Here is a 26,113-nt window from a genome sequence, read left to right as displayed (position 1 = left end):
ACTCCTTGTTTTTAGGCACACTAAAGAAACCCCGCTCGAACGGGGCAGCCACATTAGCGGCTTAATACGTCCGTTGTAGTCGGGTTCCTGTCCACAACAACAAAGGGCCGAAGATCAGATAGAAACTGCTGAAACTAATCACCGATGGTAGGCCGATTAATGTCAGGCCGGTGCTACCACTCCAAAAGAGCCATTGGCCGACCGTTTGTTTTGGCAGCCAAATTCCGACAACTGAGAGAATTGAGCAGACCACGGCTGTGCCGCCAAGGATGAAGGCCAAAAGATTGCCATCGATCCATGGAAAGATAAACGAGAGCACAATTGCAATGCTGGCAATCACGGTTGCGACGATCATCATCGTGCGATGTTTAATCGCCTCGCGTTTCGCCGAGCGATGAATGCGCTTGAGCTTACGCCCAATTTGATCGGCCTGAAACGGCAAACCTAAGCGTAATGTCTGATCATCAGCAGTGGGATCGGCAGCGGCATCGTCGTAGTGCGAACGAAGCTCGCGCAGAATGGCTTCACGTTCGGCCACACTGAGCGCTGCTAATTCATGTTCAAGTTCAGCAAAATAGCTATCATTGGGACGGTGCATCGGAGACCACCTTTGAAACTGCGGCACTAAATCGACTCCATTGGGCGCGACGTTCGTCTAAGACAGCTTGACCAGCCGCCGTTATCCGATAGTAGCGTCGGTCAACACCGTCTTCACGGCGTTGCCAGAAGCCTTCAATCATCCCTTCTTTTTCCAACCGATGAAGCGCCGGATAAAGCGATCCCTCTTTCAGATCAATTACGTCGTCGGTGAGGGAGCGAATTTCCTTCGCGATCAGGTAGCCATACATTGGGCCTTGCTCAATGAGTGCCATCAGCATCAAACCGAGGCTACCTTTAAGAAGTTCACGTTCAAACATAGGCTACCTTGTGATAAAGGATACTTTGTTATACAAGGTATAGAATAATAGATCTAAAGCCTGCTTGTCAAACATGCGATTATGGCCCATGATTAACCATAATCAATCGGAATTGGCTCGGAAGGCATGGCCCATTGTGTGCTACAGTATTAACCGCCATGCTTTGACTTAGAGGAGCACGCTATGACTCGTGTTGATTGGTTCGTTTTCGGCTTTTTAGCGGTGTTTGCTGTTCTTGTGTTGTTTGTTTTTCGCAAGCGCTGGCAAGGTGCGTTGGGCTGGCTAACCCTCGCAACTGCCTTTGTGAGCGGCTTGGTTTATACCCGCAACGCTGAAGGCCTGGTTGGTTCGGTGGTTATCGCGGTTGCCGCCGTGATTGGGGTTGGCTTAGTTGGCTTCGATTATTATCGCTTTGAACGGCCCAAGCGCCGCGCTCGTTTGGCTGCTGATGATCCATTAACTCCACCATCGCCCTTCAAAATTCGCCGTCGCCCAACCCTCATGCAACGTCGCCGCTTCCAGCGCGAGGCTCGCCATTAATGAAAACAATCAGGTTAGGAGTGCTTGGAGCCGGTTTAGCGGTCAAGCATTTGCATCTGCCAGCGCTCAAAGCATTACCAAATTCCTTTCAAATTGTTAGCATTTGCGACCATAATCGGGCAAATGCTGAGGCGTTGGCATGCCTGCTGGATATCCACCCAACGATCACTGATTCGTGGGTGGATTTCTTTGCTGATTCGTCGGTCGATGCAGTGTTAATTTCGTTGCCAATTCAGCGCAACGCCGAGGCAATTCAGGCGGCAGTGGCTGCTGGCAAACATGTGATTTGCGAAAAACCATTGGCGGCGAATTTGCCCCAAGCCGAAGCGTTGGTTGCAGCGTGCAAATATGCCCCAGTCAAAATTCTGATTGCCGAGAATTTTCATTATCGCGATGATCTTAAACAAGCGCGATCTTGGATGGATGCAGGCGCGATTGGCGATGTGGTGTTGATTGATCTACGTGCAACCTTTTGGAGTGATCCAACCCAAGGCTTTGGCGCAACGCCTTGGCGGCACGATCATCAATATCGCGGCGCGGTGTTGGCCGATGCTGGGGTGCATCAAGCAGCCTTGTTGCGCGAAATTGGCGGGCCAATCGAAAGCGCCCATGCCTTCATTAAAGATGTGCATCCGGTGCTGCGCGGCCCTGACACCATGGTTTTGAATTTGCGCTTTGCCTCGGGTGCGCTTGGTTCGCTGTGTTTTTCGGGCGCAGTGAAAACCGAAAATCCCTCGTTTGATTGGACAGTTGTGCATGGCACGAGTGGTAGTATTACGATTCGTGGCGATCAGACGACATTATATCGGGCTGATGGTACAATAGAACACTACCAAGCTCGTGATTTGCGTGGTTACGAAAGCGAGTTTCGTAATTTTTACGCGGCGATTGTTGACGATGAGCCAATTGTGGCCACGTTGGCAAGCGCATTGGCCGATTGGCGCTTAATTATGCGGGCAATTGATGCCGCTGAAAGTAATAGCGTGCAGCAAATCGACCCAATTGTGCCTTTGGCGAGCTTGAACGATATTCAGAACTAAATCTACTGAAGGATTCTGCGAAAATGACAGAGCAATGGCCCGAAGATGCCGAGCAAATTGGCAATTTAGTATTTGTGCCCAACCGCGAATACCCATATCCATTTAAGGTGGCAGTGCCACCACGCTTTTGGATGGAAGAACAAACTGGCGTTTTAGAGGCTGCTGTCGATGCTTATATGAACGGCGAGCGCTTGGATGAAGGCCAATTAGCGGCCCTGAAATTGTATTTGACCCAATATGTTGAGCGGGCGGTGATGGCTCACGATGCCAATCGCCAAAAATATACGGGGCTGATCAAAAAAATGCGCACCATCCACGATATTGAATCGATTGCCGACGAGCTAGCCGAATTCGGCGCAGAAGTCTTTTAGAAGGATGAAGGATGAATTATGAATGAGGATAAGCGAAAATTTATAGGTTATTGGGTTTATTGCCATTAATCTAGCCTAAAAATTGGCTTACTCATAATTCGCTCTGAATTTTCATCCTTCATCCCTCATCCTTTATTTACGGGGTTACGCCAATGCGGGTGATTACTGGCAGTGCCAAGGGGCGACAATTAAAAGGCCCGCCAGATATTGGCACGCGCCCGATGCTTGATCGGGTCAAAGAATCGTTATTTGCTATTTTAGAGGGCTTTGATGCCTTTGAAGGCCGCGCACTCGATTTATTTGCTGGCACCGGATCGTTGGGCATCGAGTGCTTATCGCGTGGGGCTGAATGGGCCGATTTTGTTGAGGCGCGCAGCCATGTGGCGGCGGTGACCAAAGACAACCTAAAAACTACCAAACTGGCTGAGCGAGCCAAAGTTTGGAACATTTCCGTCGATAAATTTCTGCAAATCATCGACGAAAAAACAAAATATGCTATAATCCTGCTCGATCCGCCATATGCTATGGAAGGCATTCCCGACCTTGTGGTGCGGGTTGCTGAACGCGGCATTTTAGATCCAAATGGCGTATTAGTTTTAGGCCATTGGCCAAAGCTGGTGATGCCGCCCCAACTTGGGCCACTGAGTTTACTCAAGCATCGGCGTATCGGCGATTCCTGTTTCTCAATGTATGAATTGAGCCCAGCGTTACCGCCGCAATCGGAGTAATCACCTGTGACTATTGCTGTCTACCCTGCAAGCTTCGACCCAATTACCAACGGACATCTTGATGTTGCCGAGCGCGCATCACGCTTGTTTGATGAGTTGGTCTTAGCGGTAGCTCATCGTCCGTACAAAAAGTTGCTATTTACCACCGAGCAACGGATTGCCATGATTCGCGAATCGGTAGCGCACCTGCCAAATGTGCGGGTGGATGCTTTTTCGAGTTTAGTTGTGGAATATGCGCTTGGGATTAATGCGACGGTGTTGGTGCGTGGCTTACGAGCCTCGACCGACTTCGAGCACGAATTTCAAATGGCGCATATCAATCATCACTTGGCTCCCACGCTTGATACGGTCTGTTTGATGGCTGACCAACGGTTTACGTTGCTTAGCTCAAGCGCGGTGCGCGAAATTGCGGCCTATGGCGGCGACGTTAGCTCGTTTGTGCCCGCCCATATTGCCCTTGCGCTCAAGCAAGCCTATCAAAAGCATGAGGAGTCACGCACATGAGCGAACAAGCCCAATGGGGAGAACAGCCCAGTGAACATCAGGAAGCAACCAGCGTGGAGCCAGTCGGGCAACACCAGCGCCCCCCAGAATATGCTGAGGCCGAGTTTGAGCGCCTGATTAACGAGTTGGAAGAGGTTTTAGCGAGTGGTGGCCGTGTGCCCTTAACCAGCCGATTAATGATCGACGAGAAGCAAGTCTTCGACATTATCGACCGGATGCGGGTTGCGGTTCCCAATGAATTACGCCAAGCACGCCAGATTGTGCGCGAACGCGACCAACTGATCGAGGCTACCAAAAAGAAAATTGCGATCACGCTTTCGGAACAGGGCATGCTTGAAATTGCCCAGCGCGAACGTACCAGAATGATTGCCGAAGCAGAATCAGAAGCAGCCAAAGTGCGCTCTGATGCCGATGAATATGCGCGTCAAGTGTTGCTCAACCTTGAAGAACATATCGGCAAATCGCTGACAATTATTCAAAATGGCCTCGATGAACTGGGCGTAGTTTGACAGAGCGCGTTCTCGCGCCTATAATGTCACGTCGCTTGCGGGTTGAATTCCAGCAGGAGGTCACTGTATGTCATCCGAACTCCAATTCAATGTATCCCAACTGTTGCAAGAATATGTTGGGGCGACCCGCCAGTATACATATGAAAACGAACAACTTGATTTGGGTGATGGTACGAGCCTAAGGATTACCGAAGGCGATGTTAAAATGACCCGCACCAAAAATGGGGTCTTAGTTGATGCCGCGATGAGCGGCAACGTCACCGTAGAATGTGTGCGATGCTTAAGCGATTTCAGCCAACCTGTTGAGTTCGATTTCGCTGAAGAATATTTTGCGACGGTTCATGCAACGACGGGCGCACCGTTGCCAGAACCAGAAGAGCCTGATGTGTTCAAAATTAACGGCAACCATTTGCTTGACCTTGGCGATGCTGCCCGTGAATACACGCTCATCAACTTACCAATCGCGCCGATTTGTCGCCCAGATTGTCGTGGATTGTCGTTGGATGGCCAAAACCGCAACGATAACCCAGCAGCCGACGATTTGGACGATCAAGTGATCGATGAGCGTTTAGCCGCGCTCAAACAATTGCTGAAAGGAGCCTAGTTTCTCATGGGCGCATTGCCACGACGTAAAATTACCCGCGAACAACGCGGGCACCGCCGCCAACACCTTGCTTTGACCGCACCTTCATTGTCGGCTTGTCCAAACTGTGGCGGCTATCGCCGTCCACATCGCGTTTGCTTGAATTGCGGTACCTACAAGGGTCGCCAATACCTCAAGAAGGACAATGCTGAAGCATAAGCCATGTTTGGCAGCAAAGCAGCGAAAGGGTCGAGAACATGGTTCTCGTCCCTTTCGCATTTTAGGCGGTTTATTGTGCAGTGCAGCATGAAACGGCTTCACCACGGGAGTGTTTTGCAATGAATGCAGCAATTACTGGCTGGGGGCGCTACGCTCCCGAACGGGTGCTTACGAATGAAGAGCTTGAACAGATTGTCGATACCAACGCCGAATGGATTCAATCGCGCACTGGCATTCAGCGCCGCCATATTGTGGCCGAAGGCCAAGCAACCTCGGATATGGCTACCCGCGCCGCGCGGATTGCGCTCGCTAAAGCTGGCGTGCAGCCAGAAGAGCTTGATTTAATTGTGGTGGCGACGACCTCGCCCGATTTGCTCTTGCCCTCAACCGCCGCTTTGGTCCAAACCAAGCTAGGCGCAATCAATGCTGGCGTGATGGATATGAACGCCGCTTGCTGTGGCTTTTTATATGCGCTCAGCGCGGTCACCGCTATGATTCGCGGTGGCGGTGTGCGTAAAGTATTACTCTGCGGTGCAGAAACCATCTCACCATTCTTAAATTGGCAAGATCGCAATACCTGCGTGATTTTCGGCGATGCTGCTGGCGCGGTGATTCTCGAAGCAAGTGAGCAAGAGCGCGGCCTGCAAGCCTACAAATTGGGCGCAATTCCCGATACCGCCGAATTGCTGTGGATTAAGGCTGGAGCCACGCTCTACCCTGCAACTCACGAGCGGCTTGATCAGTCTGAACAATATATTCAGATGAATGGCGCTGAAGTGTTCAAGTATGCTGTGCGCGCCATGGTCGAAAGCTCAGTTCATGTGTTGCAGCAAGTTGGCAAAACGACTGCCGATGTGCAATTGGTTGTGCCGCATCAAGCGAATCTGCGAATTATCGAGGCCGTCGCCAAGCGGCTCAACGTGCCAATGGAGCAGGTGTTTGTTAATATTCAAGAATATGGTAATACCTCAGCTGCCACCTTGCCCGTAGCGATCGCCGAAGCCGCCGATGCTGGCCGCATGCAGCCAGGCGACACGATTTTGCTGACCGCATTTGGCGGCGGCCTAACCTGGGCTTCGGGCGTGTTGGTGTGGGGCGGAAAGTAGAACATAGAGCATAGAACATAGAACATAGATGGAATAGTTTATTGGATTGGCAATAAGGATTATTCCCTCACCCCCTGGCCCCCTCTCCCGCATGCGAGGCGAGGGGTAACCGCGATCGGAGTGCTCCCCTCGCCCGCCGCCGTGGGAGAGGGGTTGGGGTGAGAGGATCAAGCCATAGTTAACCTGATGAACCTATACACATAGAACATAGAGGTTGGGGATTGGGAATTTGGGTCTTGGGTAATAAGCCATAGCTTTGCGATGCAACGAAATAATTCGTGCAATTCGTGTAATTCGTGGCTAAAACCTAACCCCCAATCCCTAGCCCCCGACCCCTCTTAATAATAGAAAGATACCCAATGACAATCGGATTGCTTTTTCCTGGCCAAGGCTCGCAGAAAGTGGGCATGGGTCGTGAGGTTTACGAACAATCGGCGGCGGCTCGAGCAATTTTTGCCGAAGCCAATGCAGTGCTGGGTTTTGATTTGGCGGCGTTGTGTTTTGATGGGCCAGAAGCTGATTTAACTGCCACTGAAAACACCCAACCAGCCTTGTTGACCGTGAGCGTGGCTCTGTTGGCGGCGCTTGCTGAGGCAGGCATTGAGCTGAAGCCAAGCGTGGTTGCAGGCCATTCGTTGGGCGAATATAGCGCCTTGGTTGCCGCCAAAGCGCTTGATTTTGCCACCGCGCTGCGTTTGGTGCGCCAACGTGGCGAATTGATGGCCCAAGCCAGCGAAGGCGCAATGGCCGCCATCATTGGGCTGGATCTTGCGCCGCTCGAAGCTATCTGCGCCAATGTGAGCGAGCTTGGGGCATGCGTTGTAGCCAACCAAAATGCCCATGGCCAATTGGTGATTAGTGGCAGCAGCGCGGTGGTCGCGGCAGCCAGCGAACAAGCCAAAGCTGCTGGGGCCAAAAAAATTATGCCCTTAAATGTCAGCGCCGCGTTTCACTCACCCTTGATGGAAGCAACCGCTGCTGGCTTGGCTCCCGCAATTGCCGCAGCGACGATCCATGCCGCCCACGTGCCAGTGATTGCCAATAGCACTGCCCAGCCAATTAGCAGTGCTGCCGAGATTCGGGCTGAGTTGGTGGCCCAAATTACCGCTCCAGTGCGCTGGATTGCCACAATCGAACAAATGGCGGCGCTTGGTGTGAAAACTGTGATTGAAATTGGCGCTGGCAACGTGCTGACGGGCTTGGTCAAGCGCATCGATCCCAGCTTGCAACGCCTGAATCTTGCCAGCTTTGATGACATAGCGAAGATTGGCGAGTACAATAACGCCCAGTAATGTACATGGGTGAGGCATTTGCTATGCGGGGAATGAAAGACCATGTGGCGATTGTGACTGGAGCATCGCGCGGAATTGGCCGAGCGATTGCTTTGGAGCTAGCCAGTTGGGGCGTTAAAGTCGTTGTTAATTATCAATCAAGTGCTGCCAAAGCTGAAGCCGTGGTTGACGAAATTCAGGCTGCTGGTGGCACAGCTATGGCGATTCAAGCAGATGTGACCGATCAGCAGGCAGTTGAAACCATGGTGACCCAAACCTTAACTGAATGGGGCGCGATTCACATTTTGATCAACAATGCGGGCATTACCCGCGACAACCTGTTTCAGCGTTTGAAAGACGAGGAATGGGACGATGTGATCAAAGCTGATCTGACCTCGGCATTTTTATGCACCCAAGCGGTGTTGCCAGCGATGCGCGCCAACAGCTATGGCCGAATCGTTAGCATTGCCTCGTTGGCGGGCTTGGCAGGCAATGTTGGCCAAACCAACTATGCTGCGGCCAAGATGGGCTTGGTTGGTTTTTCCAAGGCCGTGGCCCGCGAAGTAACCGCCGATGGAATTGTGGTCAACGTGGTCGCGCCTGGCTATATCGACACCGACTTTATCGACCATATTCCGCAATGGCTGCGAACCTGGGCGCTTGATGTGATTCCGCTCAAACGCTTTGGCAAAGTTGAAGAAGTTGCGCCAGCGGTGGCCTTTCTGGCCTCGCCTGCTGCATCGTATATTATTGGCCATGTGCTGACGATTGACGGCGGCTGGGTCATGCCATAGGGGTGCAGAATGAGTATCAACGATCAAGTGGCGATTGTCACAGGTGGCACTGGCGCGATTGGGCGCGAAGTTGTTTCAGGACTCATTCAACGTGGCGCACGGGTGGTTTTTTGCTATCGCCAACGCGATGAGCTGGCCGAAGAAATGTGTGCCACGATTGCCGATGAACAACGCCTGATTGCGATCAAGGCCGATGTGCGCGATGCTGAAGCCATGAACAGCCTCGTTGAGGTGGCTGTGCGGCGCTGGGAACGGCTCGATATGCTGATCACCGCCCATTCAGCAGTCAACAACGCGCCAGTTGCTGAGATGACGCTGGAGCAATGGAACGATGTGCTGGAGACGATGCTGCGTGGCGTAACCCGCATTACCCGCGCCGTGTTGCGGCCAATGCAAAAAGCCCGTTATGGGCGGATTATTACGATTACTGGCTATCAGCCTTTGGCTGGCGGCCTGACCCAAGCCAATTATGCTGCCGCGCTTGGCGGAATTATTGGCTTTTCGAAATCGCTGGCCCGCGAGGTAGCGCCGTGGGGCATTACGGTCAATAGCGTTGCCCCTGGCCTGATTTCGCGGCCACATATGTCCAGTTTTGACCCAAGTTATATCCCATGGGCCACCAATATTGTGCCGCTCAAACGGTTGGGTGCGCCTGCCGAGATTACCCCAGCGATTTTTATGCTGGCCAATCCAGAGGCGGGCTATATTACCGGCCAAGTGCTGCCAGTCGATGGCGGTTGGCGCATGGTTTAGTGTTGAAGGAGCAAGCATGCAACTAGATTTAACCGGTCGTGTCGCAATTGTGACTGGAGCTTCGCGTGGCATCGGGCGGTCGATTGCCGAGGCCTTGGCTGCGAGCGGAGCCGCCGTAGTGGTCAATTATCGTGGCAGCGAGGCAGCAGCAGCTGAGGTCGTTGCGGCGATTACAGCCAAGGGTGGCAAAGCGCTTGCTGTGCAAGCAGATGTGGCCGATCCTGCCAGCCACGAAACCTTGCTTAAAGCAACGACCGAAGCCTTTGGGCGGGTCGATATTCTGGTCAACAATGCTGGCATTACCCGTGATAACTTGTTGTTGCGCATGAAAGAGAGCGAAGTTGATGATGTGTTGCAAACCAACTTGCGTGGCGTGATGTTGCTCACCAAGGCTGTGCTGCGCCCGATGATGAAAAATAAATGGGGCCGCGTGATTACGATTAGCTCGGTGATTGGGCTGACGGGCAATGCTGGTCAAGCCAATTATGCTGCCGCCAAAGCAGGCCTAATCGGCTTTAGTAAATCGGTGGCCCAAGAAATGGCTTCGCGCGGCATTACGGCCAATGCAATTTGCCCAGGCTTTATCGAAACCGATATGACCCGCAACGCCATGTCCGAAGACTTGATCAACAAAGCCTTGGATCGGATTCCCTTGGCGCGCATGGGCCAACCTGCCGAAATCGCCAATGCGGTGGTGTTCTTGGCTTCCGATGCTGCTGGCTACATCACTGGCCAAACCTTGGCCGTCGATGGCGGCATGACCATGTATTAGAGAGCAGCGTTGGGACGTTTGCTTGAACGCTTTAGCTGAGGAACCACCATGTTACGCAAAATTCTGGTTGCCAATCGTGGCGAAATTGCCGTGCGGATCATTCGCGCCTGCCATGAGCTGGGCATCAAAGCGGTTGCTGCCTATTCCGAGGCCGATCGCGATTCGCTGGCAGTGCGCATGGCCGATGAAGCAATTTGTATCGGCCCGCCAGCACCCGCTAAATCTTACCTGAACGCCCCAGCCTTGATTAGCGCCGCGCTGATTAGCGATTGCGACGCGATTCACCCTGGCTATGGTTTTCTTTCGGAAAATCCCTATTTTGCTGAGAGTTGCCGCGAATGTGGTCTGACCTTCATTGGCCCATCGGCAGATTCGATTCAGCGCATGGGCGATAAAGCTCTTGCCAAACAAGCCATGAAACTGGCTGGCCTGCCCTTGATTCCTGGCACCGAAAACCCGTTGACCAGCGTTGAAGAAGCCCAAGGCCTTGCCGATAGCATTGGCTACCCAGTGCTGTTGAAGGCCGTTGCTGGCGGTGGCGGGCGCGGCATGCGCGTGGTCAACCAGCCCGACGAATTGGCACGAGCCTTCAATACGGCGCGAGCCGAGGCCGAGGCCGCCTTTGGCCGTGGCGATTTGTATATGGAAAAATACTTGCCTGTCGTGCGTCACGTTGAAATTCAGATTTTGGCCGACCAGCATGGCAATGCAATTCACCTTGGCGAGCGCGATTGCTCGTTGCAACGTCGTCACCAAAAAGTCGTCGAAGAAGGCCCATCGCCAGCCCTGACCCCAGAATTGCGCCAAAAAATGGGCGAAGCCGCCTTGCACGGCGTGCGCGAGATTGGCTACTACAACGCCGGAACCATGGAATTTTTGCTCGATCATCAGGGAAATTTCTATTTTATGGAAATGAATACCCGCTTGCAGGTCGAGCATCCAGTGACCGAATGGCTGACCGGCTTGGATTTAGTTAAGTGGCAAATTCGGATTGCTGCCGGCGAACGCTTGACGCTCACTCAGGATGACATTAAAATACGCGGGCATGCGATTGAATGTCGGATTAATGCCGAAGATGCTGACCGTGATTTTATGCCTGCTGGTGGGACTGTCGATCTCTATTTACCACCAGGTGGCCCAGGCGTGCGGGTCGATTCGCATCTTTATTCAGGCTATCGTACCCCCACCAACTACGATTCGATGTTAGCCAAAGTGATCGTATGGGGCGAAACGCGGCTTGAGGCCATTGAACGGATGCGGCGGGCATTAAGCGAGTGTGTGATTAGTGGCATTACAACCACCTTGCCATTTCAACTGCGCATGATGAACGAACCAGCTTTTGTGAGCGGTGATGTTGCCACGCACACCTTGGCTGATATTTTAAATCAACAGACTGCCAAAGAAGCGACAGCCTAGGGCAGTCGTGGAGAAAACCGTGAATCAACCATTTGGAACTGTGACAATTGCTCCCGATGTGCTTTCAGCGATTGTCTCGCTGACGGCCCAAGATGTTGCTGGCGTTGCGCGTTTGGGCAGCGTGCCCGGCCAACAACGCATGGGCAGCATGCTAGGGAGCGGAACTGCCAACGCCGATGGCGTAGCAATTCGGGTTGTCGATGATAGTGTCAGTGCCGATTGCTACCTGATCGCCCAACCCGACATCAACTTGCTTGATCTCGGTGCTCGTGTTCAATCGGCAGTAACCGAAGCGTTAAACGAAATGGTCGGGATGCCCGTCCGCGCCGTTAACGTCTATATTCAGGATGTCGAGCAGAACCGTGGGTAGCCTTCGCCACCGAGTGCGTGCTGCGGCACTTCAGGCACTCTTTGAACTTGATCAAACCACCCACGACCTTGATTCGGTTGTTGCACGCATCAGCGATGATGAAATGTTCAGCGCAGAAGGTCGTGATTTTTTTGCCCGTATTGTCAATGGTGCATGGACCAATCGTCAAACAATCGACGATTTAATTACCAAAGTCGCACCATCTTGGCCCGTCCACCAAATGCCAGGCGTGGATATTGCGGTGCTGCGCATCGCCTTGTTTGAAATTCTTTACGATGCGGCAGCGGATAAAGCTCCGGTTAAAGCCGTGATTAATGAAGCGGTCGAGCTCGCAAAACACTTCGGCAGCGATAATTCTGGCCGATTTGTCAATGGCGTGCTCAGTACCGTGGTCAATAAACCTGAATCCGAGGAATAACGCAGGAAGCATTTTTGCTCGCCTCGGACTTATTTTCTATACGGAGATTCTACCAATGGCAGACTTAAACGAACGCTTGAAGAAATTGGTTGCTGAACAATTGGGCGTGGAAGAAGAAAAAATCGTCCCAAGCGCAACCTTCTTGGATGACCTCAACGCCGATTCACTCGATTTGGTCGAGTTGGTCATGTCGCTCGAAGAAGAATTCGGCGTAGAAATTACCGACGAAGAAGCTGAAAAATTGCGCACCGTCGGCGATGCCGAAGCATTTATCAAAGCACACATCCAAGAGTAATTTGTATGCGAACAGTGGACAATGCCACCCAAGGCTCAAACCTTGCGGCATTGTCCATTTGTTATTTGTTGGGCTTGAGGTTAATACTTGCGTAAAGCGTATCCCCAAAGCCTTTAGCTAGTGGTCAGACGCTTATGACAATTTTTGGGATTGGCCCGTTTGAATTTGTGATCATCTTGGTGATTGCCCTCGTGGTCGTCGGCCCTGAACGCTTGCCTGAAATGCTGTTTCAAATTGGCCAGTGGATCAGTAAAGGCCGCAAGCTGATCAACGATCTGCGCAATCAGGCCCGCAACGAGTTGGGCGATGATTATGAATCGGTCGAGAAGATGGCCCGCCAGTTGCGCGACCTCGATCCGCGCCGCCAAATTCAGGAGCTTGGGCGCTCGATTCTCTCCGATGACGACCGAGCGATGATCGTCGACCTTGGCCTCGACCCCAAAACTACCGCCGCCGCCAATGTGATTGATCCAACTCCCAAACCACCCTTGGCCCGCCCAGAGATTGCTAACCAAGCTCGTATGATGCTCGATGACGATTTGCTCGACCAACCACTCGATCAGGCATTGCGTGCCTCAGCCGCCGAGGAGCAGACCAATGGCTAAAGCAACCACCGCCGTTGATGGCACCATGACCTTGCTCGACCACTTGCGCGAGTTGCGTTCACGCCTGACCAAGGTTTCGATTGCGGTTTTGATTGGCATGCTTGGTGGCTTTTACATCGTCAATAGCACTGGCTTTATCAAATATTTGATTTTGAGCTTTGCTGGCGAGCAGGGCGTGCAAACCACCGAAGTTACCGAAACTTTTACCACCTACCTCAGCACTGCGCTCACCTTGGGCATTGCTGCTGCGATGCCGATTATCATCTATCAATTGTTGGCCTTCTTAGCGCCCGGCCTAACTCGCACCGAACGCAAATGGATTTTTATTGGTTTGCCGTTGGTGATTTTCTGCTTTGTTGGCGGCATTGCGTTTGGCTGGTTTGTGACTGCGCCTGCGGCCATTAAATTTTTGATCAATTTTGGCACTGAGAATGCTGGTAATTTGATTGAAAATAAGCCGCGGCTCGATGATTTTCTCTCGATTCTGACCCGCTTATTGCTGATCAACGGAATTGTCTTTGAATTGCCAATGATCATGTTTACCCTGACCAAAATTGGCATTCTCAACCCACGCAAACTCGGGCGCTATCGCCGCTATGTGGTGCTGATCACCGTGGTGGCGGCAGCAATTCTGACCCCAACCGGCGATCCTGCCAACCTCGCATTTTTGGCAGTGCCGATGTATTTATTGTTTGAATTTGGCTTGTTGCTAGGCCGTTTTGCTCAGCCCAAGAATGCAAATTAGCAAGCGAGTTCCCTCACCCCCCAACCCCCTCTCCCACTGAACGCGGGCGAGGGGGAGCCGAGATTAGCAATTCCCTCACCCCCCAACTCCCTCTCCCACTGAACGCGGGCGAGGAGGAGCAACGGAATTTGTGGCCGAACCACAGCGTTAAAGCCCCTCGCCCATCGGATGGGAGAGGGGTTGGGGTGAGGGGCTTTCAATCCCTAAACATGCACGATCAGCCGCCCAATTTCGCTGAGCAAGGTCAAAATGGCGATTGCCAAGGTCAAACGACAGACCTTGACGACAAAGTGTTCAAAACGGGTTATTTCTTCATCACGGGCCACTCCTTTGAGATTGACATCCTCACGCAGCGCTTGCCAGATCCAGTTGGTGGGCATGCGCACGACCAACGGCGTAAGCGCCGACCAAACCACATAGCCCACCGCCAAAATTACCAACGGCTGCAAGTGCTCAAGGAACGAAACCAAAATAAACGAGAGCAAGGTCGTCCAGACAAACATGAGCAAGGCTTTGATATAGCGCAACACCAAACGTCGTAGACATAAGGCATAGCGCACCACCGAGATTTCAGTGCGTGCCACTTCTTCAATTAAGGTACGATCTAAAAAGCCCGATAAACCCAAGGCCGTGTTAAAACGCTCGATTGCTTGCTGGCTGATTTGGCTTTGATTGACCCCTTGGCTGGCTAGTTGGGCCGCATCACGACTGGGCGGCACGATCAAGCCCTCGCTTTGCTGATAAACCTGATCGTAAAATGCCGCTTCGTGGCGCTCAAACGGCAAAATAAACTCCAACAAATCGGAATTATATTGATGCTGAATCACGGCGCGTTTGACTGCTGGTGCTTCATCAGTGGAAAATGCCAAGCCCGAAAGAATAAAGCGCGGGTTAAATAATTTATGGGTAAAGCCAGGGCTTTGGTTGGCAAAATAAAAGTAGACAATATCTTTCAATAACAGCAAAAACGCATACAGCGGAATGCCCAAGGTTGCGATAAACGGAATAAATAACAGCGTGTAGAGGCCCAAATCGGCGACTGCCGACCACGAAAATTGGCCAGTTTGCCACAGTGTAAACAGCTGGGCAATTTGCTTGAGCACAATGTTGTTGATGTCGCTAATTGCATCGCGAAAAAACACTGGCAACAAAATCAATAAGCCTGCGCCATTCAAAAACACGCCAGCAATGCGGTGCATCGTCGAGATGCGCACCTCGGCGCGTTGCAAAAATGCCCGCATGGCTTGTCGTTCATCGCTGGTTGGTTGATAAGAATCCATGGCCTTTCCCTTTAATCAAAAGCAGCCCCTAGCATTGCTGCTAGAGGCCGTTGGCTCCGCTAGGTGCAGGTTACTCTGCGCCTTCTTCGGTTGGCAACGAGGTTGAAATATCGTAAATCAAAATCTGAACATCCAAATCGTGTTCGGTTAACAAGGCGATTGAACGTTCGCGGGTTGCTTCACGAATGGCATCCTCGTGGTCGGCTGGGGCATAAACCCGAATCGCCAACTCATCGCTGCCCCGTTTTTTATAGCGTAACACGGCATCGGGCGAAACTCCCAAGACCAAGTTGGTCAATTCGGTTTTGGCTTCGTCAAGCGTCATTGAACATCCTCCTGACTAATCGAACTATACAGAGGCAGAGGAAAGCGCCGCAGCAGCAGTGCTGATTCGCGCGAGCGTCACGGCCTTACCCAACACCGCCATGGTTTCAAACAGGCCTGGTGAGGTGGTTCGCCCAGTGAGCGCAACCCGAATAGGCATAAAGACTTGGGGAATTTTCAGCCCAAGTTGATTGACAAAATCGTGCAAAAGCTTATCTAAACTTGGGCTATCCCACGTTTCGAGAGCTTCCAAACTGGCCTTGACTTGACCAAGCACCTCGACTGTCTGCGCTGGGTCGCCCTTCTTTGGCACCAACAAGGCTGGGTCGTAGCCTTGGGGGTCGACAAAGAAGAAATCAAGCAATTCTGGCGCTTCGCTGAGTAGCTTAATCCGTTCTTGCACTAATGGCAAGTATTCGGCTACCTTGGCCAATTCTGCCGCAGTTGGTTCTGCACTAATTAAGCCAGCTTTGCTCAAATAGGGGGCGATCCGTTGCGCCAAATCAGCAGCAGCCAAATTGCGCAAATAGACCCCGTTGAAGTGCAAGAGCTTATCGCGATCAAACACCCCGCCCGATGGGCGAATCCGATTCAGGTCAAAGCGCTCGATCAACTCTTCAAGGGTCATAAACTCAGTTTTATCGTCGTATGACCAGCCAATTAAGGCCAAATAGTTGACGATTGCTTCGGGCAAAAAGCCAAGCTCAATATACTCGGTCACCGAGGTATCGCCATGCCGTTTGGAAAGCTTCTTGCCATCGCTGCCCAACACTTGCGGCACATGCACCCAAACCGGTTGCTCCCAGCCAAATGCTTCGTAGATTTGGTGGTGAATCGGCCAGGTTGGTAGCCATTCATCAGCCCGTAGCACGTGGGTGATCCCCATCAAGTGATCATCGACCATGGCGGCGAGGGCATAGGTTGGGAAGCCATCGGTTTTCAACAGCACTGGATCGGGCATTTTCAAGGCCGCATTATCAAACTCAATTTGGCCGCGAACCAGATCATGGACGATCGTTTTGCCAGTGGTTTTGAGGCTCAGCCGCACGTTGTATGGCTCGCCAGCTGCTTCACGGGCTGCGTCGTCGATGCCGGGCAAATTGCGAAACACCAAGAGCTTTGGCTCGCCACGAGCCTCGCGTTCGGCGTTGAGGGCGGCAATTTCTTCGGCGGTGGCATACGAACGGTAAGCAACGCCTTTTTCGATCAAGCTTGCAGCGTGAGCCTGATAAATATCCAAGCGTTCGGATTGTTTATAAGGTGCGTGAGGACCGCCAACAATTGGACCTTCATCCCACATGAGGCCGATCGCTTGCATTGAACTGGTTAATTGTTCTTCTGCGCCTTCAACAAAGCGCTTGCGATCGGTATCTTCAATCCGTAATAAAAATTGACCGCCGGTGTGGCGTGCCCACAACCAGCTAAATAACACGGTACGTAAACTACCGATATGCAGATAGCCCGTCGGACTTGGCGCAAAGCGCGTGCGGGCTGGTGTTGGACGATCCGACATAATACCTCCTTGCGTCGCGATTATACCATAGCCGTTGCTGGCGGTGATATAGGCGCACGACTCTTCTCGCTTAAACAGCTACGCCACGTTGACAAGTAGCTACTCGTCACGTGGCGCAACCTTAAACCTTGGAAAAACCCTTTAGCCAACAGCCTCGGCAATTTCATCGAAGGTAAATGGTGAGCCAGCTCGGCGAGCGTCATCATTTAACATTGGCTCTAAGATCCGTTGCAATGCCATCACGTGTGAGCAGGTGTTCCAATGGGCAAAAAATTCACAATCACAGTGCCATTCACCGCTTGCCAACAGCTGGACTTCGTGGTTATTGCCACCACGGAAGATAGCGCTAAACTGTTGAATTGCAATCCGTTCTGGTTCTTGGGCGTACCGTTTGGCTTTGTCGATCTTGCTAATCATATCGGAGTACATTGGACGATCCTCCTTATATAGCGAAAAACGCCGTGAGCCGTTCCCACGCCGTAGCGTTGGTACAAAAAACGACACAGGCTGATGCCTCTGTCGTGCTATCGTTAACCCAATTGTCGAATTCAATTCGCATTGTGGGTGGGCCTTTCCGGGTACAGCAGCCTCTTGGTGTGTATTATAACAGTGCCTGTGAGTGCGTCAAGGAACTTTTGGTAAATCTTTGTGAGCATTTGGTGAGCAATTGACTACCAATTGGCCTATCCAAAACAATGCCGATCCTATGAGACCAAGCCCAAGCCATTATGCTATAATTCAGTGTATACGAATGCCAACAAACAGATGCTTTTATGGAGGAAATCGATGCCTATTCGGCGCTGGACACGTCCGCTGGCGGGCGTTTTATTAGCAGGCACTTTGGTTGCTTGCGGTGGTACTGCTGACGACAACGTAGGTGTGTTTAAAGGTGTCCCCGATGTCGCGGTTGCTGGCTCAGTGAGCAATGATTTGACCATTGATAGTGCCGATGGTGCCACCTTGGCCTTTGCCAAAACCGAGTTAACCGCAGGTACCGGTGAAATTAAAGTAACCTTCAATAACAAGGGTGTTGTGCCTCACAACTGGGTGTTGGTCAACCCCGGCGAAGAAGATAAAACCGTGGCCGACGCAGCAACTGCCACCAATTTTGAAGCCCCAAATTCATTGGCCCACACCAAAACCATTGATGGCGGTGCTAATGACACGACGACCTTCAATATTGCAGAGCCAGGTACCTACAGCTATGTCTGTACCTACCCTGGCCACTATGCAGCTGGTATGAAGGGCACGTTTAAGGTCGTTGCTGCTGGTGGCGGTGGCGCTGCTCCTGCTGGCGGTGGTGCTGGCGTAACCCTCGATAGCGCTGCTGGAGCCGATTTGAAGTTTGCCCAAACCGAGCTTAGCGCAAGTGCAGGCAACGTCAAAGTAACCTTCAATAATGTTGGCGCTGTGCCCCACAACGTTGTGATTGTCAAACCAGGCGAAGAGCAAAAAGCTGTTGATTCAGCAGTTGCTAACGCCCCTGACTTCACACCAAGCGCCGATACGTCGCTTGCTCACACCAAAACGATCAATGCTGGCGAAACTGACAGTGTTGATGCTCAATTGGAGCCAGGTACCTACAGCTATATCTGTGCCTATCCAGGCCACTATGCAGCTGGCATGAAGGGTACGCTAACAGTCAAATAAGCTGCTTAGCTGTAATCAAAACCGCGCTTGATCATCGCGATCAAGCGCGGTTTTTTGTGCGCTCCAGCCATTCGCTCAAGCAAACTGTTGCCAACAACCCTAGCATGATCAAGGCTTGAACATTCAATACATGGTTAATTGTTTGATGGGCTGCAATCAAAAGCACGACTTGGCCAAGGCCAGCCCCAAGTGTCAGCCAAACTCCGCTCTGCCGCTGTTGGGCCGCTTGATAAGCAACGAGGAAATTTACCACTGCATAGCCACCGGCAATCGCAGCGTAGCGCCAAAGCACCCCAGCAATCGGCAGATAGGCTGAACCAAATAGCCCCTTAATGAGCAGATTAGGCATGGCCCAACAGGCGAGGCTAAATATGATTCCAATGCCAAGTATCATAGCCACGCTTTGCCAAAATGCCTGGCGTTGTTCAGTTTTTGCCTTATCGGCCCGTAACAGCTTAGCAAAACCCAATGTTGCAACCGTGCTGCTCACGAAGAATCCAAGCCTGCCAATCAAGCCTAAAGCTGCATATTGGCCAGCAATATGCTGCGAAAACCACAACGTTACCAAAAGCAGATCGCTATTGAGAATTAAGCCTTGGCCTAGCATCCGCAAGCCAAGTGGCCCTAATGGCTGAAGTTGACTCGTTGAACCAACATTCTCGGTTATGGCTGGTTTGATGTAGCTCAAACTCCACGCCGCGAGCAATGAACCAGCAAAGACTGCACTGACTGATGGTACGCCCAAACCCAATTTGAGCACGATGATTGCTCCAGCGAGCCGAATCATGGTTTCTAGCAGCAAATTACCTGCAAGCCGCCCAAACGCCGCTTGGCTTTGCATAATGCCACGCTCAACCCCAAGCGGATAGTAGCTGATTAAGCCAAAGCCAAGCAGCAACAATGGTGTTGGACTTGTGCCAAACAGGTTTTGCCAAAATCCCGCCAAGCCTGCGCAGAGCAGGCCATTGAGTGCCCCAACAACCCAAGCTATTTGGCGAAGCTGCCTCAATTTGGCATGATTGTTGAGGCTAAGGCTGGCCCGGGCAGCTTGAATTTGAAAAAAACTACTGCCCAAGGTTGCGAGGCCAAACAAGGTCATGATGACGTTGATTTGGGCATAGGCTGCTGGGCCTAACCCACGGCCAAGCACGCTTGCAACGCCATAATTCGCCAGATTAACCAAGAGCATACCGCCGAGCAGCCAGAACTTCGTTAATTGTTTGAGCCGCCGCATGAGTGGAATGTGGGTGGTTGTGAAACCAGAACGTTGAAGGACACCCATAATCAGACTTTCGTGTAAAAATACCATTAACTTAACTATAGATTGGTTTAGGGCTGAAACCAATAAGCGAATAGTCACTCATCCGAGCGCTACTAAAGTGCCAAGGGGGGAAACAGAAAGGGCTATCAAATCCAAGCTATCCGCATAGATCTAGCACTTAGGGTTAGCAGCCTCGTCTATGCTAAAGCTGCTCATTGCAACGCGAAGCCCCTCGGCTACGTGGCGAAGGGCTGAGGAGCTATAAATGCTGAGCAATCAGCTATTCAAGCAGCAAAATAGAGGTTTTTTAGGCAAACCACTGGCCTGATTGCTGCGATTTAGCTTTTGTTTTTTTTTGGCTTGAGCTTGGGTAGCGTCCACGCCAATGGTTAATTTGAATAATCATAATGTCGCGCAGAAACTGATAGGCATCACGAATTGGATGGACTTTTGAGTCAGCAACATCAATCCATTCGACGGGAATTTCATTGGTTTGATAGCCAAAAATATCGGCAATCACCAACAGCTCTAAATCGAAGGCAAAGCCATTGATCGTTTGGACTTGGGCCAGATGTTTGGCCACCGCCCGATGAAACAGTTTGAAGCCACATTGACTATCGTGAATATTTAGTTTCAATCCATGTTCAACAATCAGCCGCAGCCCAGCACTCATTACACAGCGGCTCAAGCGCCGTTCTTTGGTTTGCAGCAGTTGTTTGGCCCGCGAGCCAATCGCCAAATCGTAGTTGCCTTGCTCTAACGAGGGCAATAATTTATTTAACTCAGTGATTGGCGTAGCATTATCTGCATCGGTAAAGAGAATAAAATTGCCTTTGGCTGCAATAATCCCAGCTCGTACTGCATGGCCCTTGCCATGGTTGCTTGAGCTTTTGATGATCGTCAGATTGGGATAGTTTTGGGCTTCGATCAAGCTAACTGTTTGATCGGTTGAGCCATCATCACTAATAATTAACTCCCACGAACGGCCTCGTTCGTTGAGATACTGCACGATTGCGTCGATGCTGGGGATGATCCGTTTTTGTTCGTTGAAACAGGGAATGATAACCGAAAGTTCAGGGGCTTGCCCGACGACTGCTTGATTGGCGTGCTTGGCTGATGGCTGAAACATAGTGGCAATCCCTTAATCCATGAATCATTTGCTTGCAAGCAGCATAGATCCGATAGCCTAGGCCGGGTATGGTCTATCGGTCCGCCCTCGTATAGGCCTTTTTGCACGCTGCTATAAGGCTTCGTAGCGGGGTTGTTCATGACTAATGGGGTACTGTAGTGGCAGCCAAACGAGGGAGCAGGCAAATTTTGGCAAGCAAAAACCCATCCAAGCAAACTATATGGCTTCCTGGATGGGTTAGTGATGCTTAAACGGTGCGGCTGGTTGGCGCGTCGAGCACTGCTGCTTCGTTCCATGGACGCATCTTGCCGCCAGGAATATGGCCACAAATGCCACCTTTGATGACTTGCCCAGGCACTTCGTGGCCAAGCAAGCTTTCGATTAGTTTGGCACACGAAACCAACTTTGGAATATCGAGGCCGGTGTCGATGCCCATTTCGTGGAGCATATGCACGGTATCTTCGGTGCAGATATTGCCTGGTGCGCCTGGCGCAAAAGGACACCCACCAATCCCCCCAATGCTTGCATCAATCCGATCGATGCCAACTTCGAGTGCGGCCAATACGTTGGCTAAGCCAGCGCCGCGCGCACTATGCGGGTGCAAGCGTAACGGCGCATGCGGGAAGCGCTCGCGTAAGGCTAGCACCACCGCTTGCACCAAGCGCGGATGAGCCATGCCGGTTGTATCGCCAAGCGTAATTTGGCTGGCTCCCAGCTCGAGCAGGCGTTCAGTCATGCTCACGACGCGCTCGATTGGCACATCGTTTTCGAAGGGGCAGCCAAAGACCACTGAAAGCACAGCTTCGAACTCGATCTGGGCTTCTTTGAGTGCAAGCGCAATATCGGCGGCAGCAGCCAGCGATTCGTTGATGCTCATGCGCACATTGCTTTGATTGTGGCTTTCGGAAGCGCTCAAAAAGATTTGCACCGAATCGGCGCGGGCTTCGATTGCCCGTTGTGCTCCGCGTAAATTTGGCGCAATTGCGCTATACATCACATCGGGGCGGCGTTCGATCCGGGCAAAAACCTCAGCGGTATCGGCCATTTGGGGCACATAACGCGGGTTGACGAACGAACCAACTTCGATTTGGCGCAAGCCAGAATTATTGAGGGCATTGATTAGCAGGATTTTTTGCTCGGTGGTGAGGATGCGATCCTCGTTTTGCAAGCCATCGCGGGGGCCAACTTCGCGGATGCTGACTGTGGCAGGCAAGTTAGTTAAGGGAATCATCATCGACTCCTTGGATACTGATTGGCGGGCGCTGAGAACAACACCCGCTCAACCACAGCGCTAATCGCCATTGACTAGCGTTTTGGATAAATAACGATTTTTCGATGCTCACCTTCGCCAGCGCTTTCGGTATAGACTGACGGATCTTCGCGCAGCGCCATATGGATGATGCGGCGTTCGAATGAACTCATTGGCTCAAGCGGCATTGGGCGGCCTGATTGGCGCACGCGTTCGGCCATGCGCAACGCCAAGCCCTCAAGTGAATCTTGGCGACGTTGGCGATATTGGCCAATATCGATTACTACTTGCGACCAGCGCCCAGTTTGGCGATGAATTAAGACATTCAGCAGATATTGCAATGAGCGCAAGGTTTCGCCACGGCGGCCAATCATCAGGCCGGTGGTTTCTTCATCGACACCCTCGATATGCAAGGTCAGCGTATCTTCTTCTTCATCGGAGCCTTTGGCCTTCTGTACAACCGGCGTTACAAAGGCATCGATGTTCATGCGAGTGAGCAAGGCCTCAAGCAACTGACGGGCGAGCGCCACGGTTTGCTCATCGGTGCTAGCGACGCGGCGGCGACGACGTTTGGGTTGCTCCTCATCGTCATCATCGCCATACTCAGCCAGCAACTCATCCTCATCATCATCGACGCTGACGCGGACAAGGGCTGAATCAGCGGTTTGCGCTAAAACCTCGATCAGAGCTTCATCTTCATCTTTGCCGAGTTGGGCGAGGGCTTGAGCCACGGCCTCGGCCACGCTTGCTGCGCGTACTTCAACTTTTTGCAACGCCATGTCCTACACGTTCCTCCGAATTATAAGCCGAGACTAGCGCCGTTTTTTCGGCTTGCCAAGCTGCGCCTTAACATCTTCAATTGCTTGTTCGGTTGCGATGTCGCTGCTACCACTTTCGGCGGCAGCACCAGCGGCGCTGACATCAGTAACCGGTTCTAGTTTGCCAAGCGCAGTCCAAAAATCGCGGCGTTGGGGCTGATCACTTGGGCTTTCTGGTTCTTCAATCGTGATTGTAGCCGATTCTGGCAATGGTTGGTGCAAGAAGCCAGTTTTTTCGGGCAAAAATGGCAAATATTTCGAAAGCAAGCCAAAGCCTGAGGTGAAATATTGTTGCACCATTTGAATCAACGAACCAGTGACTGAATACAGGGTTGCGCCTGATGGAAACTGGAAGTAGATAAAGCCAAAGATAAATGGCATAAACATCATCACTTTGTTCATTGAGGCTTGCTGTGGGTCTGGGTTGCGTTGCATTGCCATCAAGGTTGTGATGAATTGAAAGCCAATTGCCAAGAGCGGCAAAATATAATAGGGGTCTTTGGCACTGCCAGCAATCGCTTGGCCTGCACCGTCAACCAACGGGGTCAGGCGGGGCAACCACAAAAACTGCACTTGTTCGGCAGTGGCTTCAACTTGCGTGCCAAATAATTGAATCGCTTGCCACACGCCAAACAAAATTGGCAACGAAATCAATAGCGGCAAACACCCACCAACAGGGCTGGCTCCATGCTCACGATAGAGCTTCATGGTTTCTTGGGTTAGTTTTTCGCGATCTTTGCTATATTTACGTTGCAATTCGCGCAATTTTGGTTGGATGACCATAATTTTGCGTTGCGAACGTAATTGCTTTAGTGTCAGCGGCAACATGCCTAAACGAACTAAAATCGTAAAAGCGATAATTGCCCACCCCAAGTTGCCAAACAGATGGAACAGCCATTCGAGAAATGGTAAAAAGATTGGACCTAGAAAATTCATAGCCGTATATTCCTACGTTGTCATAGCAAAAAACCCTGTGCCAACTTATGGAACAGGGTCTTCACCACCCTGTGCCCATGGATGGCAACGGGCGATCCGTTTCAGTGTCAACCATGTACCTTTGAATGCCCCATATTTCGCGATAGCTTGATAGCCATAGTGGGAACAGGTTGGCGTATAGATACAACTTGGTGGTGTATATCGCGAAAAACGCTGGTACAAGCGAATAAGTGCCAATAAAATCTTACCCATGGCGATCTTCCTGTGATGGTTGTTCACGATCATGCCATAGCTGCGCTTGTTGCAGTAAACGCGAAACGGCCTGCTGAATCTGCTCCCAGGCCGCTGTGCGAAATCCCGCTCGTACAATAAAAATAACATCCCATCCTGGGCGTATCTGATCATAGATCAAACGGATAGCTTCGCGCACTCGGCGTTTGTAACGATTGCGTTCGACGGCTGTGCCCAGCGCTTTGCGAACCACAATCCCACACCGAACGCGATTGGCCCGCGCTGGCGCGACGCTCAACACCAAGAGTGGATGTGACCATGTACGACCGCCTTCGCGAACACGGCGAAAATCGCGTGGCGAGCGAAGGCGCTGTGAACGTTGCATTGTTTAGCGATGACCGCCTGGGCCTGCTGGTCGGCGTTTGTCGCTAACAGTTAACTTCCAGCGACCACGTTGGCGACGAGCTTTCAATACGGCGCGGCCTGTGCGAGTTTGCATGCGCTCCAAGAAACCGTGAACACGGCGGCGCTTGATGCGTTTTGGTTGCCAAGTTCGTTTTGGCATTGTGCGAATCCTCCGGTGTCAGACGAAACAAAAGCGCGTGCTCGCGCTTCTGTATAGATAAGACAAAATTGATAGCACGCCGCCATGGACGCGCTGTAGCTTATCTATTATAGCCTGACCGTCCGAACCATGTCAAATTGTATCATGCTTAGCCTATCAAATAGTTACATCTAATGCTGAGGTGCGATTCTCAACTGAATCAGGTAAAATAGCCATACGTTGATTTTGTAATCGAAACGGAGTGCAATGATGCAAGTTCCGCTAACCCAACTGAGCGATCAGATTGCCATGATCGATAATGGCCTGCTGACAACCGATGGTTTTGGCGCAACCTATGTGGTACAAGGCGATCAGGTTGCCCTCATCGAAACTGGCACATCGTTAACCGCCGAAGCAACCTTAGCCGGTTTGCAGCAACTTGGAATCGACCCCGCCGCAGTTGAACATATTCTCTTAACCCACGTTCACATGGATCATAGCGGTGGAGCTGGGATTTTGGCTCAGCATTTGCCCAATGCCAAGGTTTATTTGCACTCAATGACGGCGGCGCATTTGGCCGAGCCAAGCAAACTCATGCGTAGCGTGGAGCGGGCGGTTGGCCCAATGTGGCAGGTGTATGGCACAATGCTGCCTATTGAAGCCGAGCGAATTTTGCCCGCCGAACATTTGAGCCTGAATTTGGGCAAAGGGATTGTGCTTGAAGCTGTGCCAACGCCTGGCCATTCGCCCGATCATTTGGCGTTTTGGGAAGCTAATTCTGGCACACTATGGGCTGGCGATTCGATTGGCATTTTGATGAGCACCTATAATCTCAATATGCCCGTCACCCCGCCACCAGCCTTCAATTTGGCTGATCAGCTGCAAGCCTTTCAAACTTTAGCCAAATACCCGATTCGCCAATTGTTGCCTTCGCACTTTGGCCCGACGGTTGCCCCGCCAGCCTTGGCCCTCGAAGAAATGCACGAGCGTTTGGTCAAGATCGTGCGCGATGTGCGTGATAATCTGCATGCTGCTGAATTGCCAGTTGAGGCGATTGTTGAACAGGCACTACCAACCAAGGAGCCTGTTTCGCCAGCGCTCAATTTGGTGCTCTGGGGCAATTTGGCGATGAGCGTGCATGGCTTAAAACTCTTTTTTGATCGCAATCCGCAGGCAGTTGAATTAATTTAAATTGGGGGCGCAGAATGAACTTCATCCTGCG

Annotated in this window: 35 protein-coding genes; 21 read left to right on the top strand and 14 right to left on the bottom strand. The window is 51.7% G+C overall.

The window, feature by feature from the left end; translation table 11 throughout:
- Positions 1-61: 61 nt before the first annotated feature.
- Together ACFMKP_RS10000 and ACFMKP_RS09995 are read right to left on the bottom strand one after the other, a co-directional pair.
- Positions 62-598 carry an HAAS signaling domain-containing protein gene (locus tag ACFMKP_RS10000; protein ID WP_204755315.1) on the bottom strand — a complete coding sequence of 179 codons (537 nt, stop codon included), beginning with the start codon at positions 596-598 and terminating at the stop codon, positions 62-64.
- Positions 582-917, bottom strand: a complete 336-nt coding sequence (locus tag ACFMKP_RS09995; RefSeq protein WP_110514653.1) for a PadR family transcriptional regulator — start codon at positions 915-917, stop codon at positions 582-584. The genes ACFMKP_RS10000 and ACFMKP_RS09995 overlap by 17 nt, the downstream gene beginning before the upstream one ends.
- Positions 918-1,100: 183 nt before the next feature.
- Here ACFMKP_RS09995 and ACFMKP_RS09990 point away from each other — a divergent pair, with 183 nt between their 5' ends.
- The 19 genes from ACFMKP_RS09990 to tatC all read left to right on the top strand — a co-directional run bounded on the left by ACFMKP_RS09990 (position 1,101) and on the right by tatC (position 13,956).
- Complete coding sequence (locus ACFMKP_RS09990) at positions 1,101-1,457, top strand: hypothetical protein (protein ID WP_110514654.1); 357 nt, start codon at positions 1,101-1,103, stop codon at positions 1,455-1,457.
- Complete coding sequence (locus ACFMKP_RS09985; protein ID WP_382291426.1) at positions 1,457-2,497, top strand: Gfo/Idh/MocA family protein; 1,041 nt, start codon at positions 1,457-1,459, stop codon at positions 2,495-2,497. The genes ACFMKP_RS09990 and ACFMKP_RS09985 overlap by 1 nt, the downstream gene beginning before the upstream one ends.
- A 23-nt stretch (positions 2,498-2,520) precedes the next feature.
- Positions 2,521-2,868: a hypothetical protein gene (locus ACFMKP_RS09980; protein WP_054537029.1), complete on the top strand. Its 348-nt coding sequence runs from the start codon at positions 2,521-2,523 to the stop codon at positions 2,866-2,868.
- Between the two features lie 152 nt (positions 2,869-3,020).
- Positions 3,021-3,596 (top strand): 16S rRNA (guanine(966)-N(2))-methyltransferase RsmD, encoded by a 576-nt coding sequence (gene rsmD / locus ACFMKP_RS09975; protein ID WP_054537028.1) that lies wholly within the window; start codon positions 3,021-3,023, stop codon positions 3,594-3,596.
- Between the two features lie 6 nt (positions 3,597-3,602).
- Complete coding sequence (gene coaD, locus ACFMKP_RS09970; RefSeq protein ID WP_204755312.1) at positions 3,603-4,100, top strand: pantetheine-phosphate adenylyltransferase; 498 nt, start codon at positions 3,603-3,605, stop codon at positions 4,098-4,100.
- Positions 4,097-4,609, top strand: coding sequence for a hypothetical protein (locus tag ACFMKP_RS09965; RefSeq protein ID WP_382291423.1), 513 nt, complete (start codon positions 4,097-4,099; stop codon positions 4,607-4,609). Before coaD ends, ACFMKP_RS09965 begins: the two co-directional genes overlap by 4 nt.
- Positions 4,610-4,676: 67 nt before the next feature.
- Positions 4,677-5,213, top strand: coding sequence for a DUF177 domain-containing protein (locus ACFMKP_RS09960; RefSeq protein WP_110514657.1), 537 nt, complete (start codon positions 4,677-4,679; stop codon positions 5,211-5,213).
- A 6-nt stretch (positions 5,214-5,219) separates the two neighbouring features.
- A complete protein-coding gene (gene rpmF / locus ACFMKP_RS09955) occupies positions 5,220-5,411 on the top strand; it encodes a 50S ribosomal protein L32 (RefSeq protein WP_012188299.1) in 192 nt (63 codons plus the stop codon).
- 119 nt (positions 5,412-5,530) lie between these two features.
- Positions 5,531-6,517: a beta-ketoacyl-ACP synthase III gene (locus ACFMKP_RS09950; protein ID WP_382291421.1), complete on the top strand. Its 987-nt coding sequence runs from the start codon at positions 5,531-5,533 to the stop codon at positions 6,515-6,517.
- A 359-nt stretch (positions 6,518-6,876) separates the two neighbouring features.
- Positions 6,877-7,809 carry an ACP S-malonyltransferase gene (gene fabD / locus ACFMKP_RS09945; RefSeq protein WP_382291419.1) on the top strand — a complete coding sequence of 311 codons (933 nt, stop codon included), beginning with the start codon at positions 6,877-6,879 and terminating at the stop codon, positions 7,807-7,809.
- 23 nt (positions 7,810-7,832) lie between these two features.
- Positions 7,833-8,582 (top strand): 3-oxoacyl-[acyl-carrier-protein] reductase, encoded by a 750-nt coding sequence (gene fabG / locus ACFMKP_RS09940; RefSeq protein ID WP_382291417.1) that lies wholly within the window; start codon positions 7,833-7,835, stop codon positions 8,580-8,582.
- A 9-nt stretch (positions 8,583-8,591) separates the two neighbouring features.
- Positions 8,592-9,335 (top strand): SDR family oxidoreductase, encoded by a 744-nt coding sequence (locus ACFMKP_RS09935; RefSeq protein ID WP_054537022.1) that lies wholly within the window; start codon positions 8,592-8,594, stop codon positions 9,333-9,335.
- A 16-nt stretch (positions 9,336-9,351) separates the two neighbouring features.
- Positions 9,352-10,107: a 3-oxoacyl-[acyl-carrier-protein] reductase gene (gene fabG / locus ACFMKP_RS09930; RefSeq protein WP_382291414.1), complete on the top strand. Its 756-nt coding sequence runs from the start codon at positions 9,352-9,354 to the stop codon at positions 10,105-10,107.
- A gap of 48 nt (positions 10,108-10,155) precedes the next feature.
- Positions 10,156-11,523 carry an acetyl-CoA carboxylase biotin carboxylase subunit gene (accC, locus tag ACFMKP_RS09925; RefSeq protein WP_382291412.1) on the top strand — a complete coding sequence of 456 codons (1,368 nt, stop codon included), beginning with the start codon at positions 10,156-10,158 and terminating at the stop codon, positions 11,521-11,523.
- A gap of 19 nt (positions 11,524-11,542) precedes the next feature.
- Entirely contained in the window at positions 11,543-11,893 is a 351-nt protein-coding gene (locus ACFMKP_RS09920) for an Asp23/Gls24 family envelope stress response protein (protein WP_164689294.1), read from the top strand.
- On the top strand, positions 11,871-12,311 hold the full coding sequence (gene nusB, locus ACFMKP_RS09915; RefSeq protein ID WP_382291410.1) for a transcription antitermination factor NusB: 441 nt from the start codon (positions 11,871-11,873) through the stop codon (positions 12,309-12,311). Before ACFMKP_RS09920 ends, nusB begins: the two co-directional genes overlap by 23 nt.
- A 55-nt stretch (positions 12,312-12,366) precedes the next feature.
- A complete protein-coding gene (locus ACFMKP_RS09910) occupies positions 12,367-12,606 on the top strand; it encodes an acyl carrier protein (protein WP_054537017.1) in 240 nt (79 codons plus the stop codon).
- Positions 12,607-12,740: 134 nt separating this feature from the next.
- A complete protein-coding gene (gene tatB, locus ACFMKP_RS09905; protein ID WP_382291408.1) occupies positions 12,741-13,211 on the top strand; it encodes a Sec-independent protein translocase protein TatB in 471 nt (156 codons plus the stop codon).
- Positions 13,204-13,956 (top strand): twin-arginine translocase subunit TatC, encoded by a 753-nt coding sequence (gene tatC / locus ACFMKP_RS09900; RefSeq protein WP_204755302.1) that lies wholly within the window; start codon positions 13,204-13,206, stop codon positions 13,954-13,956. Before tatB ends, tatC begins: the two co-directional genes overlap by 8 nt.
- Positions 13,957-14,159: 203 nt before the next feature.
- Here the strand turns inward: tatC and ACFMKP_RS09895 are convergent, their stop codons facing one another.
- The 4 genes from ACFMKP_RS09895 to ACFMKP_RS09880 all read right to left on the bottom strand — a co-directional run bounded on the left by ACFMKP_RS09895 (position 14,160) and on the right by ACFMKP_RS09880 (position 17,502).
- Complete coding sequence (locus ACFMKP_RS09895; RefSeq protein WP_382291405.1) at positions 14,160-15,236, bottom strand: hypothetical protein; 1,077 nt, start codon at positions 15,234-15,236, stop codon at positions 14,160-14,162.
- A 70-nt stretch (positions 15,237-15,306) separates the two neighbouring features.
- Positions 15,307-15,561, bottom strand: coding sequence for a hypothetical protein (locus ACFMKP_RS09890; protein ID WP_204755300.1), 255 nt, complete (start codon positions 15,559-15,561; stop codon positions 15,307-15,309).
- Between the two features lie 24 nt (positions 15,562-15,585).
- Positions 15,586-17,073, bottom strand: coding sequence for a glutamate--tRNA ligase (gltX, locus tag ACFMKP_RS09885; RefSeq protein WP_382291403.1), 1,488 nt, complete (start codon positions 17,071-17,073; stop codon positions 15,586-15,588).
- 141 nt (positions 17,074-17,214) lie between these two features.
- Positions 17,215-17,502, bottom strand: a complete 288-nt coding sequence (locus ACFMKP_RS09880; protein ID WP_382291401.1) for a hypothetical protein — start codon at positions 17,500-17,502, stop codon at positions 17,215-17,217.
- 357 nt (positions 17,503-17,859) lie between these two features.
- Here ACFMKP_RS09880 and ACFMKP_RS09875 point away from each other — a divergent pair, with 357 nt between their 5' ends.
- Positions 17,860-18,723 carry a plastocyanin/azurin family copper-binding protein gene (locus ACFMKP_RS09875; protein ID WP_382291399.1) on the top strand — a complete coding sequence of 288 codons (864 nt, stop codon included), beginning with the start codon at positions 17,860-17,862 and terminating at the stop codon, positions 18,721-18,723.
- Positions 18,724-18,763: 40 nt separating this feature from the next.
- Here ACFMKP_RS09875 and ACFMKP_RS09870 read toward each other — a convergent pair whose 3' ends face one another.
- From ACFMKP_RS09870 to rpmH, 8 genes are all read right to left on the bottom strand, one after another.
- The gene (locus tag ACFMKP_RS09870; protein WP_382291397.1) at positions 18,764-20,005 is read right to left on the bottom strand and encodes a hypothetical protein; all 1,242 of its coding nucleotides are present in this window, start codon (positions 20,003-20,005) and stop codon (positions 18,764-18,766) included.
- A 286-nt stretch (positions 20,006-20,291) separates the two neighbouring features.
- Positions 20,292-21,113 (bottom strand): dolichyl-phosphate beta-glucosyltransferase, encoded by an 822-nt coding sequence (locus tag ACFMKP_RS09865; RefSeq protein WP_382291395.1) that lies wholly within the window; start codon positions 21,111-21,113, stop codon positions 20,292-20,294.
- Positions 21,114-21,360: 247 nt separating this feature from the next.
- Positions 21,361-22,344, bottom strand: coding sequence for a hydroxymethylglutaryl-CoA lyase (locus ACFMKP_RS09860; RefSeq protein WP_382291913.1), 984 nt, complete (start codon positions 22,342-22,344; stop codon positions 21,361-21,363).
- 74 nt (positions 22,345-22,418) lie between these two features.
- Positions 22,419-23,141, bottom strand: coding sequence for an RNA-binding cell elongation regulator Jag/EloR (gene jag / locus ACFMKP_RS09855; protein ID WP_110514676.1), 723 nt, complete (start codon positions 23,139-23,141; stop codon positions 22,419-22,421).
- Positions 23,142-23,174: 33 nt separating this feature from the next.
- Entirely contained in the window at positions 23,175-24,116 is a 942-nt protein-coding gene (locus ACFMKP_RS09850) for a YidC/Oxa1 family membrane protein insertase (protein WP_382291393.1), read from the bottom strand.
- Positions 24,117-24,161: 45 nt separating this feature from the next.
- The gene (yidD, locus tag ACFMKP_RS09845) at positions 24,162-24,368 is read right to left on the bottom strand and encodes a membrane protein insertion efficiency factor YidD (protein ID WP_012188321.1); all 207 of its coding nucleotides are present in this window, start codon (positions 24,366-24,368) and stop codon (positions 24,162-24,164) included.
- Positions 24,361-24,732 (bottom strand): ribonuclease P protein component, encoded by a 372-nt coding sequence (gene rnpA / locus ACFMKP_RS09840; RefSeq protein ID WP_054537005.1) that lies wholly within the window; start codon positions 24,730-24,732, stop codon positions 24,361-24,363. The genes yidD and rnpA overlap by 8 nt, the downstream gene beginning before the upstream one ends.
- Positions 24,733-24,735: 3 nt before the next feature.
- Positions 24,736-24,912: a 50S ribosomal protein L34 gene (gene rpmH / locus ACFMKP_RS09835; RefSeq protein ID WP_012188323.1), complete on the bottom strand. Its 177-nt coding sequence runs from the start codon at positions 24,910-24,912 to the stop codon at positions 24,736-24,738.
- A gap of 246 nt (positions 24,913-25,158) precedes the next feature.
- Here rpmH and ACFMKP_RS09830 point away from each other — a divergent pair, with 246 nt between their 5' ends.
- A complete protein-coding gene (locus ACFMKP_RS09830) occupies positions 25,159-26,082 on the top strand; it encodes an MBL fold metallo-hydrolase (protein ID WP_382291389.1) in 924 nt (307 codons plus the stop codon).
- Positions 26,083-26,113 lie beyond the last annotated feature (31 nt).

This window comes from Herpetosiphon sp. NSE202 (genome assembly GCF_042688385.1).
GTDB lineage: Bacteria > Chloroflexota > Chloroflexia > Chloroflexales > Herpetosiphonaceae > Herpetosiphon.
Note: the sequence above shows the minus strand (reverse complement) of the source record. Positions and strands in the feature narration are given on the sequence as shown.

What these genes read in the sequence shown, in the direction of transcription:
- ACFMKP_RS10000 (WP_204755315.1), bottom strand. Translation starts at nt 598, where the DNA reads ATGCACCGTCCCAATGATAGCTATTTTGCTGAACTTGAACATGAATTA.
- ACFMKP_RS09995 (WP_110514653.1), bottom strand. Translation starts at nt 917, where the DNA reads ATGTTTGAACGTGAACTTCTTAAAGGTAGCCTCGGTTTGATGCTGATG.
- ACFMKP_RS09990 (WP_110514654.1), top strand. Translation starts at nt 1,101, where the DNA reads ATGACTCGTGTTGATTGGTTCGTTTTCGGCTTTTTAGCGGTGTTTGCT.
- ACFMKP_RS09985 (WP_382291426.1), top strand. Translation starts at nt 1,457, where the DNA reads ATGAAAACAATCAGGTTAGGAGTGCTTGGAGCCGGTTTAGCGGTCAAG.
- ACFMKP_RS09980 (WP_054537029.1), top strand. Translation starts at nt 2,521, where the DNA reads ATGACAGAGCAATGGCCCGAAGATGCCGAGCAAATTGGCAATTTAGTA.
- rsmD (WP_054537028.1), top strand. Translation starts at nt 3,021, where the DNA reads ATGCGGGTGATTACTGGCAGTGCCAAGGGGCGACAATTAAAAGGCCCG.
- ACFMKP_RS09965 (WP_382291423.1), top strand. Translation starts at nt 4,097, where the DNA reads ATGAGCGAACAAGCCCAATGGGGAGAACAGCCCAGTGAACATCAGGAA.
- ACFMKP_RS09960 (WP_110514657.1), top strand. Translation starts at nt 4,677, where the DNA reads ATGTCATCCGAACTCCAATTCAATGTATCCCAACTGTTGCAAGAATAT.
- rpmF (WP_012188299.1), top strand. Translation starts at nt 5,220, where the DNA reads ATGGGCGCATTGCCACGACGTAAAATTACCCGCGAACAACGCGGGCAC.
- ACFMKP_RS09950 (WP_382291421.1), top strand. Translation starts at nt 5,531, where the DNA reads ATGAATGCAGCAATTACTGGCTGGGGGCGCTACGCTCCCGAACGGGTG.
- fabD (WP_382291419.1), top strand. Translation starts at nt 6,877, where the DNA reads ATGACAATCGGATTGCTTTTTCCTGGCCAAGGCTCGCAGAAAGTGGGC.
- fabG (WP_382291417.1), top strand. Translation starts at nt 7,833, where the DNA reads ATGCGGGGAATGAAAGACCATGTGGCGATTGTGACTGGAGCATCGCGC.
- ACFMKP_RS09935 (WP_054537022.1), top strand. Translation starts at nt 8,592, where the DNA reads ATGAGTATCAACGATCAAGTGGCGATTGTCACAGGTGGCACTGGCGCG.
- fabG (WP_382291414.1), top strand. Translation starts at nt 9,352, where the DNA reads ATGCAACTAGATTTAACCGGTCGTGTCGCAATTGTGACTGGAGCTTCG.
- accC (WP_382291412.1), top strand. Translation starts at nt 10,156, where the DNA reads ATGTTACGCAAAATTCTGGTTGCCAATCGTGGCGAAATTGCCGTGCGG.
- nusB (WP_382291410.1), top strand. Translation starts at nt 11,871, where the DNA reads ATGTCGAGCAGAACCGTGGGTAGCCTTCGCCACCGAGTGCGTGCTGCG.
- ACFMKP_RS09910 (WP_054537017.1), top strand. Translation starts at nt 12,367, where the DNA reads ATGGCAGACTTAAACGAACGCTTGAAGAAATTGGTTGCTGAACAATTG.
- tatB (WP_382291408.1), top strand. Translation starts at nt 12,741, where the DNA reads ATGACAATTTTTGGGATTGGCCCGTTTGAATTTGTGATCATCTTGGTG.
- tatC (WP_204755302.1), top strand. Translation starts at nt 13,204, where the DNA reads ATGGCTAAAGCAACCACCGCCGTTGATGGCACCATGACCTTGCTCGAC.
- ACFMKP_RS09895 (WP_382291405.1), bottom strand. Translation starts at nt 15,236, where the DNA reads ATGGATTCTTATCAACCAACCAGCGATGAACGACAAGCCATGCGGGCA.
- ACFMKP_RS09890 (WP_204755300.1), bottom strand. Translation starts at nt 15,561, where the DNA reads ATGACGCTTGACGAAGCCAAAACCGAATTGACCAACTTGGTCTTGGGA.
- gltX (WP_382291403.1), bottom strand. Translation starts at nt 17,073, where the DNA reads ATGTCGGATCGTCCAACACCAGCCCGCACGCGCTTTGCGCCAAGTCCG.
- ACFMKP_RS09880 (WP_382291401.1), bottom strand. Translation starts at nt 17,502, where the DNA reads ATGTACTCCGATATGATTAGCAAGATCGACAAAGCCAAACGGTACGCC.
- ACFMKP_RS09875 (WP_382291399.1), top strand. Translation starts at nt 17,860, where the DNA reads ATGCCTATTCGGCGCTGGACACGTCCGCTGGCGGGCGTTTTATTAGCA.
- ACFMKP_RS09870 (WP_382291397.1), bottom strand. Translation starts at nt 20,005, where the DNA reads ATGGGTGTCCTTCAACGTTCTGGTTTCACAACCACCCACATTCCACTC.
- ACFMKP_RS09865 (WP_382291395.1), bottom strand. Translation starts at nt 21,113, where the DNA reads ATGTTTCAGCCATCAGCCAAGCACGCCAATCAAGCAGTCGTCGGGCAA.
- ACFMKP_RS09860 (WP_382291913.1), bottom strand. Translation starts at nt 22,344, where the DNA reads ATGATTCCCTTAACTAACTTGCCTGCCACAGTCAGCATCCGCGAAGTT.
- jag (WP_110514676.1), bottom strand. Translation starts at nt 23,141, where the DNA reads ATGGCGTTGCAAAAAGTTGAAGTACGCGCAGCAAGCGTGGCCGAGGCC.
- ACFMKP_RS09850 (WP_382291393.1), bottom strand. Translation starts at nt 24,116, where the DNA reads ATGAATTTTCTAGGTCCAATCTTTTTACCATTTCTCGAATGGCTGTTC.
- yidD (WP_012188321.1), bottom strand. Translation starts at nt 24,368, where the DNA reads ATGGGTAAGATTTTATTGGCACTTATTCGCTTGTACCAGCGTTTTTCG.
- rnpA (WP_054537005.1), bottom strand. Translation starts at nt 24,732, where the DNA reads ATGCAACGTTCACAGCGCCTTCGCTCGCCACGCGATTTTCGCCGTGTT.
- rpmH (WP_012188323.1), bottom strand. Translation starts at nt 24,912, where the DNA reads ATGCCAAAACGAACTTGGCAACCAAAACGCATCAAGCGCCGCCGTGTT.
- ACFMKP_RS09830 (WP_382291389.1), top strand. Translation starts at nt 25,159, where the DNA reads ATGATGCAAGTTCCGCTAACCCAACTGAGCGATCAGATTGCCATGATC.